The sequence below is a fragment of the Gemmatimonas sp. genome, from assembly GCF_031426495.1.
Classification (GTDB): Bacteria; Gemmatimonadota; Gemmatimonadetes; order Gemmatimonadales; family Gemmatimonadaceae; genus Gemmatimonas.
The window spans coordinates 105,513-121,221 of the sequence record NZ_JANPLK010000043.1 but is presented as its reverse complement, the minus strand read 5'-3'; the positions used below and the strand labels follow the sequence as shown (position 1 = coordinate 121,221).

At 64.5% G+C, this 15,709-nt stretch carries 11 protein-coding genes; 10 read left to right on the top strand and 1 reads right to left on the bottom strand.

Going from position 1 to position 15,709, the window contains the following annotated elements:
* Window positions 1-4: 4 nt before the first annotated feature.
* From tatC to RMP10_RS11670, 10 genes are all read left to right on the top strand, one after another.
* The gene (tatC, locus tag RMP10_RS11715; protein WP_309670124.1) at window positions 5-769 is read left to right on the top strand and encodes a twin-arginine translocase subunit TatC; all 765 of its coding nucleotides are present in this window, start codon (window positions 5-7) and stop codon (window positions 767-769) included.
* Window positions 766-3,762, top strand: coding sequence for a putative LPS assembly protein LptD (locus RMP10_RS11710; RefSeq protein WP_310570432.1), 2,997 nt, complete (start codon window positions 766-768; stop codon window positions 3,760-3,762). Before tatC ends, RMP10_RS11710 begins: the two co-directional genes overlap by 4 nt.
* Window positions 3,752-5,314 (top strand): histidine ammonia-lyase, encoded by a 1,563-nt coding sequence (gene hutH, locus RMP10_RS11705; RefSeq protein ID WP_310570431.1) that lies wholly within the window; start codon window positions 3,752-3,754, stop codon window positions 5,312-5,314. Before RMP10_RS11710 ends, hutH begins: the two co-directional genes overlap by 11 nt.
* Window positions 5,311-7,008: a urocanate hydratase gene (gene hutU, locus RMP10_RS11700; protein WP_310570430.1), complete on the top strand. Its 1,698-nt coding sequence runs from the start codon at window positions 5,311-5,313 to the stop codon at window positions 7,006-7,008. Before hutH ends, hutU begins: the two co-directional genes overlap by 4 nt.
* A complete protein-coding gene (locus RMP10_RS11695) occupies window positions 7,008-7,982 on the top strand; it encodes a radical SAM protein (RefSeq protein ID WP_310570429.1) in 975 nt (324 codons plus the stop codon). The genes hutU and RMP10_RS11695 overlap by 1 nt, the downstream gene beginning before the upstream one ends.
* Window positions 7,979-9,265: an imidazolonepropionase gene (gene hutI, locus RMP10_RS11690; RefSeq protein WP_310570428.1), complete on the top strand. Its 1,287-nt coding sequence runs from the start codon at window positions 7,979-7,981 to the stop codon at window positions 9,263-9,265. Before RMP10_RS11695 ends, hutI begins: the two co-directional genes overlap by 4 nt.
* 99 nt (window positions 9,266-9,364) lie before the next feature.
* Window positions 9,365-12,148 (top strand): tetratricopeptide repeat protein, encoded by a 2,784-nt coding sequence (locus tag RMP10_RS11685; protein ID WP_310570427.1) that lies wholly within the window; start codon window positions 9,365-9,367, stop codon window positions 12,146-12,148.
* On the top strand, window positions 12,145-13,149 hold the full coding sequence (locus tag RMP10_RS11680) for a polyprenyl synthetase family protein (protein WP_310570426.1): 1,005 nt from the start codon (window positions 12,145-12,147) through the stop codon (window positions 13,147-13,149). The genes RMP10_RS11685 and RMP10_RS11680 overlap by 4 nt, the downstream gene beginning before the upstream one ends.
* A complete protein-coding gene (locus tag RMP10_RS11675) occupies window positions 13,149-13,427 on the top strand; it encodes a DUF4321 domain-containing protein (protein WP_309670140.1) in 279 nt (92 codons plus the stop codon). Before RMP10_RS11680 ends, RMP10_RS11675 begins: the two co-directional genes overlap by 1 nt.
* Window positions 13,428-13,436: 9 nt before the next feature.
* On the top strand, window positions 13,437-13,691 hold the full coding sequence (locus RMP10_RS11670) for a twin-arginine translocase TatA/TatE family subunit (RefSeq protein ID WP_171224287.1): 255 nt from the start codon (window positions 13,437-13,439) through the stop codon (window positions 13,689-13,691).
* 76 nt (window positions 13,692-13,767) lie between these two features.
* Here RMP10_RS11670 and RMP10_RS11665 read toward each other — a convergent pair whose 3' ends face one another.
* Entirely contained in the window at window positions 13,768-15,600 is a 1,833-nt protein-coding gene (locus tag RMP10_RS11665; protein ID WP_310570425.1) for a peptidyl-prolyl cis-trans isomerase, read from the bottom strand.
* Window positions 15,601-15,709: the final 109 nt, after the last annotated feature.

Sequence of the window (15,709 nt, the reverse complement as noted above, 5' to 3'; positions counted from 1 at the left end):
GCTGATGTCCAGCAGTAACAGTGTGGAAATGCCGTTCCTCGATCATCTCGAGGAACTGCGCTGGCGGCTTTTCAAATGTGCCGTAGCCATCGCCATCGGCGTTGGCGTCGCCTTCGCGCTGTTGTATACCAAGCAGGTCGACATCATCGCCTTCCTGTCGCAGCCGATCCAGCCATATCTGAAGCAGCCGCTCATGGTGACCCACGTGAGCGACCTCTTCGATATCGTGATGGACGCCTCGATCACGCTGGGGCTGATCGCCGCGTCGCCCGTGCTGGCCTGGCAACTCTGGGGATTCCTCTCCCCCGCGCTGTACGGCCACGAGAAGAAAGCGGTGATCCCGGCGCTGATCGGGGCCGCCGTGCTCTTTCTGGCCGGCATGGCGCTGTCGTTCTTCTACGTGCTGCCGGTAACGCTCAGCTTCTTCATGAGCTTTCAGAGTGGCTCCGTGCAGATCATGCAGACGGTCGATCAGTACGTCAGCTTCGTGATCTCGATGTGCCTGGCGTTCGGCGCGATCTTCGAGTTGCCGATCGTGATTGCGTTGTTGTCGGCCATGGGTATCGTGCAGCCGCAGTACCTCTCCAAGTTCCGACGCCACGCGTTTCTAGGGTGTATCGTCGCGGCCGCGCTGATCACGCCGGGCAGTGATCCGACGTCGCTGATCGCGCTGACGATTCCGCTGTATTTGCTGTACGAGGTGTCGATCACGGTGTCGAAGTTCATCAGTCGTCGTCGCGAGCGGCGGATTGCTGCCGGGGACGAGTGAGTCGACTGCTTGCCGTTCACGCGGAGCGCGCACGCCACGGCTGGCGCTCGGTCGCGATGGCGATGCTGGGCCTGGTGCTCGGCACCGCAATACGTTCCGCGCCGCTGCGAGCCCAGCGGCCGATTCCTGCGCGCCCGACGCCCGCGGGAAAGGCGGCGTCGGGTAAGGCGCAGGGTCAGGACAGCCTGGCGAAGCTGAGCAAGGATCGCGAGGTGTTCAACTGGACGCCACCCGACTCACTCATGCGCGCCCTCCTCGATCGTGAGGGCTATCGCAAGGTGCAGTATCAGGGTGACACGGTGTTCTTCGATGCCCTGTCTCGAGCTCTGGTGCTCAAGGGCAAGCCATCGGCGGTGCAGCGCGACGAGACGATGATCATCGGCGACTCGATCGTCTACAACGACTCCACCAAGCGAGTGGTCGCCATCGGTGATACGGTGCTGCTGCGGGACCCGCAGCAGCAGGACGCCGACGATTTCATCGCCAAAGGTCGCATCGAGTACGACCTGAGTTCGAAGCAGGGTGTCACGGGCGCCTTTTCGACCTCAGTGACCTCGGGACAGCGACTGTTCCTGAGCGCTGAGCGCGGCACGATCATTTCCGATTCGCTGGTCAGTGGCCGGCACATCGTGTTCGCCAAGAACGGCTCGTTCACCTACTGCGACCACGCCGAGCCGCATTTTCACTTTACGACCAGGGACATGAAGTTCGTGTCCGAAAACGTGATGGTGGCGAGACCAGGCGTACTCTACATCGGCGAAGTGCCGGTGTTCTGGATTCCGTTCTTCTTCCAGGACGTCCGTAGCGGCCGGCGCAGCGGTATGCTCACGCCGAACTTCGGCATTGCCGAACTGTTCCGGAACAGCCCGTCGTATCGCCGCAGCATATCGAATATCGGCTACTTCCTCGCGATCAGTGATTACATGAACGCCGAAGCGTCGTTCGACTGGCGTTCGGGCGCGCGCAGCACGGATCAGGACCCCGGATTCTTGCGGGGCAATGCGGAGCTGCGCTACAAGTGGCTTGACCGGTTCATCAGTGGTGAGACCGCGGTGTCGTATCTGGCGCAGCGCAACGGGACGACCAACACGTCGGTCACGTGGAATCACAACCAGGACTTTTCACGACAGACGCGTCTTACGGCCCGCTTGAACTGGGTCCAAAACACGCAGATCCAGCGGCAGACGACCATCAACCCGACGGCCGCCAACGCGACAATCCGGTCGCAGCTGAACTACCAGACCAAGGTCGGTCCGGCGCAGATCAACGTCGGCGGCAGCCGCGTGCAGTATCCCGGGCGGAAGCAGGTCGACATGGATTTCCCGTCACTCAACGTTACCGCCGGTACGCTCGCCGGCGGACCGTTTGCCTGGACTCCGTCGCTCCGACTGGCCATCACGGGACAGAGCAACATTGACCAAGGGCTGCAGTTCCCGTACGTGTACAACATCCGCAAGGGCGGCGGCATCGACAGTGTGCAGTTCGATGCAAGCCGTCGGAACATGCAGTTCGGCTTCGACACGCCCATCAAGATCGGCGATTGGCAGTGGAACAACTCCTTCACGCTGTCCGATCAGTATCGCAATTTCCCCGAGCAGCGTGAAATTATCGGCGTACGCGATACGTCGATCCGTTCCACGCGGATCTTCGCCAAGACGTACGAGTCGAACTTCGACTGGACTACGTCGTTCGGCTTGCCGCGCTTCTTCCAGGGCACCTGGAACCTGTCCCCGTCGATTTCGGTGAACAACGTGGACGGCGCATCGGGGCTGTTCGTCCGCACGGAGCGGAGTGGCGGCAAGTGGGTGCAGCAGTCGAAGCGTTTGAGCTATGCGCTGTCGGCGTCGCCGACGCTGTACGCGATGCTGCCCGGCTTCGGCTCGGTCGCCAAGGTCCGCCATTCGATCACCCCCAGTCTCAGCTACAGCTACTCGCCGAATGCCAACGTCAGCGACGAGTATCTCCAGGCGCTCGGGCGCACGCGGGTTGGCTATTTGTCGTCGCTCGCGCAGAACCGCGTGTCGCTCAACCTCTCGACCAACCTGGAAGCGAAGCTCAAGTCGGACTCCGACTCGACGCCGGAATCGGGCAAGAAGATCAAACTGTTGGCGCTCAACTTCTCGTCGCTGTCGTACGATTTCATCCGTGCCGACTCCACTGGTAACGGCTTCACCGACAAGATGTTCACGCTCTCGGGGCGCACCGATCTGCTGCCCGGCCTCGACTTCCGCACGTCGTACGATCTGTTTCAGGGTGACCCGGCCTCGGATACCGCCACCTTTAGTCCGTACCGCACCGATTTCGGCGTTACCTTCTCGCTCAACGGCAAGTCCGGACTGGTCGCGCTGTTCGGCCGCCTGCTCGGCATGTCGACGGCGCTCGATGCGATCGATACCACAAATGCGCCGCGCAATGCGGCCGACCAGAACGTGGCGCAGCAGAGCCGACAGATGAATGCCGCGGGTGGCGGGAACATGCGCGGCATGCAGGCGTCGCTCCCCACTGGTGGCGGATGGAATTTGAATCTGCAGTACAATGCCGCGCGTCAGCGACGGCCGCGTGGCGGCACGCAGATCGTGAATGATCCGGCCACGTTTTGCGAACCGCAGCGCGCGTTGGGCTTCTTCGTATACGACCAGTGTCTGCTCAACGCGCAAAGTGCGCAGGCCACCGGACTGACATCAGGTCAGAGCGCGATCGGCGCGCCGACGTTCATCCAGCCGGCCACGCAGAATGTCTCTGCGACGATGTCGTTCAACATCACGCAGAACTGGTCGGCGCAGTGGAGCACGCAGTACGACGTCGAACGTGCCCGGTTCGCGAGCCAGCAGGTGGGACTGCAGCGGCAGTTGCATGACTGGAACGCCGTGTTCGCCTTCTCGCAAACGCCGAGTGGCAGCTTCTCCTTCAATTTCTTCATCGCGTTGAAGGCCCAGCCGGAACTCAAGTTCAACTACGACCGTCAGACGTACCGGTCGACGAGTGGATACTGAACCGTCGGCGCTGCCGGCGCGGAGACAGGACACGATGCTGCTGCTCGACGGACGTTCGTTGCAGATCGCCGACGTGATGGCGGTCGCTGATGGCGCCCTTGCCGTCGGCCTGGCTCCCGAGGCGCGGGCGCGGATGCAAGTCACACGCGACGTCGTCGACCGCGCCGTGGCGCGTGCTGAGCCCGTGTACGGCATCAATACGGGATTCGGGAAGCTGTCCGAGGTCACGATCGCCGGCGATCAGCTGGCGGCGCTGCAGCGCAATCTGGTGCGGAGTCACGCGGCCGGTGTGGGTGATCCGCTGCCGGAACGTGAGGTCCGTGCGATGATGCTGCTGCGCGCCAACGTCCTCGCGACCGCGTACGCGGGCGCCCGCCCGGTGGTCGTCGAGTCGTTGCTCGACATGCTCAACGCCGGCGTCTGGCCCGTCGTGCCGGAGCAGGGCAGTGTCGGGGCCAGCGGCGATCTCGCTCCACTCGCGCACCTGGCGCTCACGCTGATCGGAGAGGGCACCGCGCGCTATCAGCAACGTGAAGGCCCTTCGCATGAGCTGCTCGCCTTGGCGGGTCTCTCGGCTGTTACGCTCGAAGCGAAAGAGGGCCTCGCGCTCATCAACGGCACGCAGGCCCATACGGCGGTCGCGTCGCTGGCGTGCGCCGAACTGACCCGTCTCTGGCACGCGGCGCACGTCGCGACGGCGATGAGCCTCGAAGCGCTGCTGGGCACACCCGATGCGTTCGACGCGCGCATTCAGGAGGCGCGCGGCCAGTCGGGACAGATGGAATCCGCGGCGATGCTGCGCATGCTGCTCGAGGGAAGCGAGATTCGCGAGTCGCACCGCTTCGGTGATCCGCGTGTGCAGGATGCGTACGCGTTGCGTTGCGTACCGCAGGTACACGGCCCGGCGCTCGACGCGCTGCGCTTTGCCCGTGGCGTGATTTCGCGCGAGCTCAACGCGGCCACGGACAACCCACTGGTGCTCGCCACCGGCGAGTTGTTGAGCGGTGGCAATTTCCACGGACAGGCCGTCGCCATGGCCAGCGATCTGCTGGCGATCATCTGTGCGAATCTCGCGGTGATCAGTGAGCGGCGCATTGACCGCCTCGTGCATCCGGATTTCAATCAGGGGTTGCCGCCGTTTCTAGCCGGCTCTCCAGGTTTGGAGTCGGGGCAAATGATGGCGCAGGTCACGGCTGCCGCGTTGGCCAGCGAATGCAAGGGATTGGCGCATCCGGCCAGCGTGGATTCGATTCCGACCGACGGCAACAAGGAAGACGTGGTGCCGATGGCGATGGGCGCGGCTACCAAGCTGCGGCGCTCGGTGCGAAACCTCCGGCACGTGATCGCGATCGAGCTGATCGCGGCCGCCGAAGCACTCGAGTATCGTCGGCCGTTGCGCAGCAGTGTGGCCGTCGAGCGCGCGCACGCCATTATCCGACAGCACGTTGCGCGCGCCACCGGCGACCGACCGCCAGCACCTGACATTACACGCTTGGGAGACGTCGTGGCCGGCGGAGCGCTCGACGCCATCACCGAGGGATTCGTTGTATGACCGGAACCGCGAGCTCGTCGCCGACGGCGGCACCCGCGAGTGGTCCGCGCGAAGTTCGTGCGTCGCGCGGCAGCACCATGCAGTGCCGTGGCTGGGAGCAGGAAGCGGCGCTTCGTATGCTGATGAACAATCTCGACCCCGATGTCGCCGAGCGGCCGGACGACCTTGTCGTGTACGGTGGCACGGGACGCGCGGCGCGCTCCTGGGAGGCCTTCGATGCGATCGTGCGCGCACTGAAGACGCTCGCCAACGATGAAACGCTCCTCGTGCAGAGCGGCAAGCCCGTGGCTGTGTTTCGAACGCACGAGGACGCACCGCGTGTCTTGATCGCCAACGGCAATCTGGTGGGCCGCTGGGCCAATTGGGACGAGTTCCGTCGGCTGGAGCGCGCGGGTCTCACGATGTACGGCCAGATGACCGCCGGCTCGTGGATCTACATCGGCTCACAGGGCATCGTCCAAGGCACGTACGAGACCTTCGGGGCGGTGGCCAGTCGGCACTTTGGTGGCACGCTCGAAGGGAGATTGGTGATTACCGCTGGATTGGGCGGTATGGGTGGAGCGCAACCGCTCGCGGCGGCGATGCACGGGGCAGCCGTTCTTGGCATCGACGTCGATGCGTCACGCATCGAGAAGCGCATCGACACGCGCTACTGCGATCGCATGACGCACTCGCTCGATGAGGCGCTCGCGTGGCTTGGCGATGCCCAAGCGGAACGGCGGGGGCTCTCGGTGGGGTTAGTCGGCAATGCGGCCGACGTGTTGCCCGAGCTCGTGCGTCGCGGCATTACCCCCGATGTGGTCACCGACCAGACCAGCGCGCACGATATGTTGGTGGGCTATGTCCCCGCTGGCGTGTCGCTGGCGAACGCCGCGGCGTTGCGCGAGTCGGATCCTGCCGCGTACATCGCGCGCTCTACCGCGTCGGTCGTAGACCACGTACGGGCCATGCGCACGATGCAGGACCGCGGCGCGATCGCCTTCGATTACGGCAACAACATTCGCACGGTGGCGTTCGACGCCGGCATCGACGATGCGTTTCGCATTCCCGGTTTCGTGCCGGAGTATGTGCGGCCGCTGTTCTGTGAAGGCAAGGGTCCGTTTCGCTGGGTAGCGCTCTCCGGTGATCCCGCCGACATCGCGCGTACTGACGAATTGGTCCTCGAGCTCTTTCCGCACGATGCGCAGTTGCGTCGCTGGATCGAACTCGCCCGTGAGCGCATCGCGTTCCAAGGCTTGCCGGCCCGGATCTGCTGGCTCGGACAAGGCGACCGCGCACGGTTCGCGCTCGCCCTGAACGATCTTGTGGCGCGAGGCGAAGTGTCGGCCCCCATCGTTATCGGACGCGATCATCTGGACACCGGCAGTGTCGCGTCACCGTTTCGCGAAACGGAAGCGATGCGGGACGGGAGTGACGCCATCGCCGACTGGGCCATTCTCAACGCGCTGCTCAACGTCGCCAGCGGCGCCTCGTGGGTCTCGTTCCATCACGGCGGTGGTGTGGGCATCGGGAACTCGTTGCACGCCGGGCAGGTCATCGTGGCCGACGGCAGTGAACGTATGCGTCGACGGCTCGAGCGCGTGCTCACCAATGATCCCGGCATCGGTGTGGCCCGCCATGCCGATGCCGGCTATGACATCGCAATTGCAACGGCGGCCCGTGAAGGGATTCGTCTCCCCATGCAGGAAGGCTGATGTTGTCGAGTCGATATCGTCCGTGGCACGTGCCGATCTTCCTCGGGAAGTACGCGTGGCTGCGCGCACGAAATCGACCGGTGCTGTTGAACTTCGAAGTCACGATGCGCTGCAATGCGAAGTGCGGCTTCTGTGACTACTGGAAGACGCCCGCCGAGGCGAAGCACAGCGAAATGAGCGACTTCGCCGAGATCGCGCGCCGCTTCTCGCCGATGCTCGTCACGTTTACCGGCGGCGAGCCGACGCTGCGCAAGGACCTCGAAGAGATTGTCGCGTCGGTACGGAAGGCCGTTCGCTACACGTACGTGCAGATGATCACGCACGGGGCCATGTTGTCGCTCGACCGCGCCAAGTCGCTGTGGGATGCCGGCGTCGATCAGTTCAATATTTCGCTCGATTATCTCGATGAGCGCCACGACGTCGCGCGCGGCATTCCAGGTCTGTCGGCGAAGATTCTCGATCTGGTGCCGCGCATGAAGGACGCGGGGATCGGCAGCGTGCGTTTCAACACCGTGATCAAGAATGACAATCTCGATCAGATCATGCCGATCGTCGAGCGCGCGGCGGCGCTCGGCGGCGGCGTGAACTTTTCGCTGTACACCGACTTCAAGAACGGCAACGGCGACTATCTGCTCGGCGATACGCAGCAGCGTGAGCTCGAGAAGGTCGTGCAGCAGCTGCTCGCCTACAAGCAGCGCAAGCGCGGTGTCATCACGAATTCGGATTACTATCTCGAGCAGATTCCGCGTTACGTACGCGGCGAGATGACCGAGCCCTGTCGCAGCGGTTCGACCACGATTCATATCGACCCGCAAGGGTTGGTGCGCCGCTGTCCTGACTTCAAGCCCGATGGGCGCTGGCAGGACTACAAGGGGTACGAGCCGATCAACTGCAATGCGTGCTTCTATGCCTGCCGCGGCGAAGCGCAGGCACCGCTTCGCCTGATGTCGCGCGTGCGGGATGTGATGGCATGAGCGAATCACCGAGGACGGACGACGAGACGGTCACACTGTTCGTGAATGCTGCGCAGACGGTCACCTGTGCCGGTCCGGCGCGCGCGCGACGCGGTGCCGAGATGCAGGATGCGGCGGTGCAGGTGGGCGTCGGTGTGGCGGTGCAGGGAGAACGTATCGTCGCGGTGGACGACGACGCCGTGCTGCGCCGTCGATATCCCGATGCGGTGGAGATCGACTGCGATCGAGGCGTGCTCGCCCCCGGGTTCGTCGATTCGCACACCCATACCGTGTTCGGGCGCGCGCGGTACGACGAGCACGAGCTTCGTGCGACCGGTGTTCCGTACCTCGAAATCGCCCGACGCGGCGGCGGCATTCACGCCTCGGTTCGGGATTTGCGCGCGCGCAGCGATGAGGAGTTGTACGCTCTCGCACTGCCGAGGCTGCGTGCGCTGGCCGCCGGCGGCGTGACCACCGTGGAGATCAAGTCCGGGTACGGACTCACCGTGCACGACGAACTGCGGACCCTGCGGGTGATTGCTCGATTGGCCGACGCCGGTCCGCTCAACGTCGTCGCGACCTGCCTCGGCGCGCATGAAGTGCCGCTCGAGTATCGCGAGCTCCTCGATGGGCGGGCGGCGTGGATCGAGTGCCTGATCCACGAGCTCTATCCCGCCGTCGCGGCCGAGCAGCTGGCGGGGTTCGCCGACGTGTTCTGCGAACCGGGCGTGTTCACAGTGCCGGAAACGCGGCGGCTGCTCGAGGCAGCAGGTGGTCATGGCATGCGCCTGAAGCTGCACGCCGACGAGCTGCACGATGGCGGAGCGGCGGTCTTGGCCGCTGCGCTGGGGGCGGTCAGTGCCGATCATCTCGCCGCCATTTCGCCCGAAGGGATTGCCGCGTTGGCTGCCTCGTCCACGGTCGCCACCCTGCTGCCCGCGACCATGCTCTTTCTTGGGACGGGGCGTCAGGCCCCCGCGCGGACAATGCTCGACGCCGGTGTCGCGATCGCCGTCGCGACGGACTTGAACCCCGGAACGTCGCCGCTGCAATCGTTCCCCTTGGTGCTTACGCTCGCGGTCAGTCAGTTGCGCCTCTCGGCATCGGAGGCCTGGCTCGCCGGCACCGTTAACGGGGCTGCGGCACTGGGGTTGGCCGGGCACACCGGCCAACTGCGGGAAGGCTTCCGTGCCGACATCGCGGTGCACGCCGCTGACGACTTCCGAGCGTTGCCTTACTGGTTTGGCGAGCGTCTGTGTCGAGTGGCGTGGGCTCGCGGGCGTGCTTGTCACCTGTCCGCGTGAACCCTAGCTTCCGCAGCTTCCGCCCCGACGTCTTCACGATTCTCTCGCGAGCCCGTCGACGCGTCGTTCGTCCAGCAACTCGGAGTCATTCTCGCACTCATGTCTAGCGCCGCGAAGCACCGTAAGAAGGCGGCTGAGTTCGAGCAGCTGAGACAGATCGATCGCGCGATCGCCTCTTACGTGAGGGCGATTGAGGAGAGCGAACTGGCGGGTGAAGATGTGGATGTCGCGCTTCTGAACAAGGTCGGTGACCTCGCCCTGCGCCAGGGGCGCGTTCCTGACGCGATCACGTACTACGAGCGGGCCGTCGAGCATTACGCGAACTCCGGCCTCTTCAACAATGCCATCGCGCTCTGCAACAAGATCCTGCGCAATGCGCCGGGTCGCGCCAATGTCTACTTCACGCTAGGACGCATCTGCGCGCGGAAGGGACTGCGGGGCGACGCCACCAGGAATTTCCTCGAGTACGCGACGCGCATGCAGCAGGAAGAGCGCGTGGACGAGGGAATGCGTGCCCTCGCCGAGGTCGCCGATCTCATGCCCGAGCTCACCGAGGTGCGGCGTCTCGTCGACGAGCATGCCGATCGGGCTGGCATCGTGCTCCCGCGGCGGCGCACACCGTCCAGCGCCTCGATGGCGCTCAGCGACGAGGTGGCGCCTTCGGTGAGTCGAGACAAGTCCCAGGATCTGATCTTTCTCGAAGTCGACTACGGCGCGCCGGTTGCACGTCGCACGCCGGTGCGGCAGACGCGCATGCCGACGCCGCCGCCGCTGGCGATTGTACCGGCCTTCACGGTCGAAGCGCCTATCGCTACGCCCGTCGCTACGCCCGTCGTCGCGCCTGAGGCGGAGACGTCGGTCGGTCCGGCCCTCGAAGCGTTTATGATCTTTGATCCGTCGATGTCGGCAGCAGCACCGGTGGAAGAGCCTGCGAAAGCGTCGACCGAGGAGCCGGTTGAGGAGCCGGTTGTTGTAGAGCGACTCGCCGGACTGGAGGCCGCCGGCGACTTCGCGGATTTTGGTGCCACGCCACTCGAAGGGCTGACCGTCGACGAGTTGGAGTCCGCTGACGTGGTGGTCGATCCCGCGGTACATCCGTTGGACGTCACCTGGCGGCCCGACGTGCAAGGCCTCGCCGAGGTACACGAGGAGCGTGGCTTCGAACCCACCGGCGAACAAACGGCGATCCCCGATCCGCATCAACATCTCGACGAGGTCATGGCCGAGGATTTCGCGCACGCCGCGGACGATCCCGGCGTCGCGAACATCATCCACACCGAGACGCCGCTGCAGTCGCCGGCACTTGAGTGGATCGAGGTCGAGGAGGAGCTGGACCTGCAGCTGGGGGCGGACGATATCGAGCCGCTCGAGATCGCCCCCGTGCCGGAGCTCGATGCGGCGATCGCTGCTGGTGCGCAGCTGGTCGCCGAGTCAGAGGCGGAAGCCGCCGCGGACCACGAGGCGTTCGAAATACTGGAAGAGGCGCCGATGCTGGTCATGGATGAGCCGGCAGTGGTGCAACGGGCACCCTTCCGGATCGATCCGCACGATTTCATCCTCCCCGGCGAGCTGCCGCCGCTGTTGCTCGACGACGACCTCGTCGAAGCGGGCCTCACCGCACTCGATCACAACGGGCCACGCTCGGCGTCGCATGTGGGCGCCGAGGCCCAGATCAAGGAGGCGGACGCGTCCGCCACTCCTGCTGCGTCGGCTCCCGGCGGTATCACCGCAGCGACGCCGGCAGCCGATTTATCTCAGACGCCCTCGAACGCTGGCGGGTCCGGAAACGACGTCGAGGCCTCCGAGGAGGAGGACGACAAGGTCGACCGTGCGAATCGCGAGGATGTCCGACCCGTCACGGTCACACCGTCGCTACCGATTGCCGCCGTGGCCGCCGAGGCGACGCTGGTCGCGTCGTCGCGCCGCGACGCCTTGCGGGCGGCGGTGGCCAAGCTGCCACAGGATTGGCTGCTGCGTCGTCGGTTGGCGGAAGCGCTGTTCGAAGCAGGGGAGCGGGACGCCGGACTTGCCGAGCTCGAAGCGGCGCAGCAGGGGCTGGTCGCTCAGGGCGATCTGCATGCCGGCGCCGACATTGCCGATACCCTCGTCCAAGTTGCGCCGGAGCGTGTCGCGTTCCACCAGAAGCGCGTCGAGCTGTCGGTTCGGATTCAGGATCAGGGGCGACTCCGTGTCGCGTACCTCGATTTGGCTGATGCGCTCGTGCGGATCGGCGAGGAGAATCGGGCCCGTGCCGTCTATGCGCGCGTGCTCGAGATCGACCCGTATGACGACCGCGCCCGAGCGGCCCTCGGCAGCGCCGCCCCGCCCCCACCGCCGAAGCCGGGGAGTGACGCCAACTTTGTCGACCTCGCCGATTGGCTGCGCGACGACGACGCGCCGGCTTCGACTCGCATGCGGATGCGAGAACCGGCTATCAGTGGCGACGAACAGGCCGATTTTGATGCGCTCCTCAGGCACTTCAAGGAGGGGGTCGCGCGTTCACTCGGTGAGGACGACCACGAGAGCCATTATGACCTCGGAGTTGCCTACAAGGAAATGGGGCTGCTCGATGATGCGATCGAAGAGTTCCAGAAGGCGCTGCGAAGCCGGTCCCACCGACTTCCCGCCTACGAGGCCTTGGGGCAATGTTTCGTGGAGCAGGGACGGCACCAAGTGGCTGCAACGGTACTGTCCCGAGCCCTTCACGAGCCGGGGTTGGATGACGAGCAACGGGTGGGCGTCCTCTATCTTCTCGCATATTCGTGCGAAGCGCTGCAGCGCTGGGACGAGGCTCGTAGCTATTATCAGCGCGTGTATGCGACCGACATCCATTTCCGTGACGCTGCCGTCAGACTGGCGGCGCTCGACCAGGTAGCGCGATGACGCTTTCCACGCGGACGCCGACGGCGTTGGCGGCGGCCCTGCGTGACATTCAGGCGCCCGTGCAGGACGATTTGTCCAAGGTGTCGCAGGAGTTGTGGCGCATCGTTTCCGCGGATGTGCCGCTGGTAAACGAAGTGCAGGAGCACCTGATGGGGATGAAGGGGAAACTCTTCCGTCCCACGTTGCTGCTGCTGTCCAGCAGTGTCGAACATGAGCCGCCCGCACGCGCGATTACCTTTGCGGCGATCATCGAGCTCATTCACCTCGCGACGCTGGTTCACGACGACGCCGTCGATCATTCGGCACTCCGGCGCGGCATGCCGACCGTGAATTCGTTGTTCAGTCACCAGGTGTCGGTGATCATGGGCGATTATCTGTACCTCAGAGCGCTGCGTGAACTCGTCGCCTTGGGCGATCTCGAAGCGATGAAGGCGGTGACGCAGGCGTCGAACGAGATGACCCTCGGTGAAATCCGCCAGCTCGCGGCATACGATGCGCTGGCGTTCACCGAGCGGGACTACGAGACACTCATCCGGGCCAAGACCGGATCGCTCTTCATGGCCTCCTGCGAAGTCGGCGCCCTCTGTGGCGCGCCGAATCATCGCGAGTCACTCGCGCGGTTCGGCGAACGCTTGGGCATGGCCTTCCAGGTTGCCGATGATCTGCTCGACTACACCGAAGGGCAGGAGATGACCGGGAAGCCGAGTGGACTTGACCTGAAGGAGCACAAGGTCACGCTCCCGCTGATCGCGGCGCTGCGCGAAATGCCAGCGTCGGCGCGCCAGCGCGTCGACGCTCTGTTCGCCGATGCCGAGCCGGAAGACGAGGCAATTGCCGAGGTGGTAACCATCGTTCGCGACCATGGCGGCCTCGACTACGCCCGGCGCCGAGCCGATCAGTTTTCTCGTGAGGCGGAGGATGCGCTGGCCGATTTGCCGGATTGCGCGGCGCGTACAGCATTGACGGACGCCATTGCGTACGTCGTGGAGCGGCGCTGGTGATGGCGCGTGGACCATCCAAGCACCGTCCGGTGTTCCATGTTCTGGTGCTCGCCTCCGGATTTGTGGCCGGCGGCCTGTTGACGCAGATCGCGCGTCGGTTTCTGCCGGCCGGCGCGGTGAAGGAGTTCCTGACCACCGGCGTGACGCCGGCAATCGGCCCTCTTCCGATCGATCTGATTATATTGAAGTTTGCTGTTGGACCTGTCGCCCTGGATGTCTCGCTCTTGAGCCTCCTGGGAGTTTTGATCGCCTACCTGATCGCGCGGTCCCTCTTCTAGGAGTTTCCCATGGGTTTACAGAATTTCGGTTTCATGGAGATCATGATCATCCTCGTGATTGTGCTGCTCCTGTTCGGAGCCAAGCGCATTCCGGAAATCGCAGGATCGTTCGGCAAGGGGATCAACGAGTTCAAGCGCAACCTTTCTGATGCGCAGCGTCAGATCACCGAGCCGGCGCCGCGAAATGATCGCGTAGGCGGTGGCACGGCGGAACAGACCACGGCCGAAGAAGAGCGTCCCGAGCCGAAGCGTTTGCTCAACTGACCTTCGCGCTCGACGTAGTAAAAAGCCCCCGCGATGCCTTGGCATCGCGGGGGCTTTTCCTATGCGGCGTCGGTGATCAGACGCCGGACTGGCGACGCAACGCTGACATTACAGTCGGTCGCTTGTCGACGACCGTGACGCTCTCGCGCAGGTTCGTGAGGAACTCGTCGACCCGCTGCTGTCGCATTGACTGCAGGAGCTGCTGGCGCTGCGTGGTCTTGTCGGCTTCGAAGGCCGGACGACTCGCATCGGTACGGCTGTCGACGCGGAGCACCACCATACCATCGACGGCCTTGAATGGACCGCCAACCTGACCGACCGGCACGGTGAACGAGGCACCGATGGCGGGCTCGAACTGGCCGATGCCGGCCACGGCGTCGACACGGGAGAACGCAGGCGACTTCTCAACCTGCAGGCCGCGCTGGGCAGCCACCGCTTCCAACGTCGACGTGCGTGCGGCCACGGCGATCTGCTCGGCGATCGGACGCAACTTCTCGATGCGCTTGTCCTTGGCGAGGCGACGACGAATGTCTTCCTTGACTTCCGAGAGTGGCTGCTGGCCGCCCGGCGTCAGCGAATCGACACGCGCCAGATAGTACGCCTCAGGTGAGTCGAACAGGTCACTCGTCTCACCCGCCCGCACGCCCGAGAACGCCCACGCGCTCACGCTCGGCACATAACGGCCGGCGTAGGAAAGCGGCTCCTTCTCGAACACGACGACGGAGGCCGGCGACAGACCAAGGGCCTTCGCCGCCGCGTCAAACGCCTTCGGATCTTCCTGGCTGCCGGCCTTGCTGGCCAGCGAGTCGGCCCGACGATCGGTGCGCGTTGCACTGGAATCACTCTGGCCGACCGACACGAGAATGTGGCGCACGTCGAGCGTGTCACCGGACTTCGAATCGACGCGGATCAGGTGCCAACCGAACGGCGTAAGCACAGGCTGCGACAGCTCGCCCGGCTTGAGGCTGTACATTGCCGACTCGAAGTTCGGCGTGAAGCGGCCGCGGCCACCCTTGCCAAGCGAACCGCCATTGGCGCCGGAGACGCTGTCGGTGGATTCACGCTTCGCGACGTCTTCAAACTTGGCACCGCCGACAATTTCGGCACGCAGTGTCTCGATGCGCGACTTGGCGCTGGCCGAGTCAGCGGCCGTGACCGTGCGGGGGACCGTCAACAGCGAGACAACGGCACGGCCCGGACGGGTGAAGCGCTTTTTATTCCGATCGAAGAACTGCGAGAGCTCAGCGTCTGTGACAGTGACGGCCGTGTCCGTGAGGGCATTCTGGCCCACCAACACGTAACTGACCTGTGCGCTGTCGTGACGGTCACGATAGATCTGCCACAAGCGCTCGTCGGACACGTACGCGTCGGACGCGATCTGGTCGAAGAGCTTCTGCTTCGGGATCTCATTGCGGTAATAGGCTTCGAGTCCGGCCAGCATGCCCGACTGCCGCGCCATCGGGCTGGCGAGCAGACGCTGGTACTTGGAGAGGTCGAAACGTCCGTCCGTTTGCAGATCCGGAGACTGCATGGCCTGCGGCGGAGGAGCGAGTCGTGCCGCTTCGAGGATTTCGTCGTCAGTAACCGTGATGCCGCGACGCTTGTATTCCTGTTGGAGCAGCAGCTCCGTCACCAGTTCGTCGTATGCACGGTCTTCGAGCGTCTTGCGCTCGTCGAGCGTGATTCCCCGACCGAGCTGCTGCTGTTGCTGCTGCTCGAGGGAGTTCACGGCATTCTGCCACGACGTCAGCAGGATCTCTTCGCCGTTCACCGTCGCAATGGCGGTGGTGGTCGTCACGGGCGAGCGGCCTGCGAGACCCGAGGTCTCGTACAAAAGGAAACTGCCGACGAAAGCCACGATCAGCACGATCCAGATGTATTTCGCGGCGCTCCGCATCGATTGCAGCACGGGGCGAGACTCCTTGGGGCGGAAAAGCTGGACAAACAGAAAGGCACACGCACCTCCATGGGAGAGGCGTATGCCGCAGAGTCTTTCAAGCTAGCCGCCGCGAGTCGCG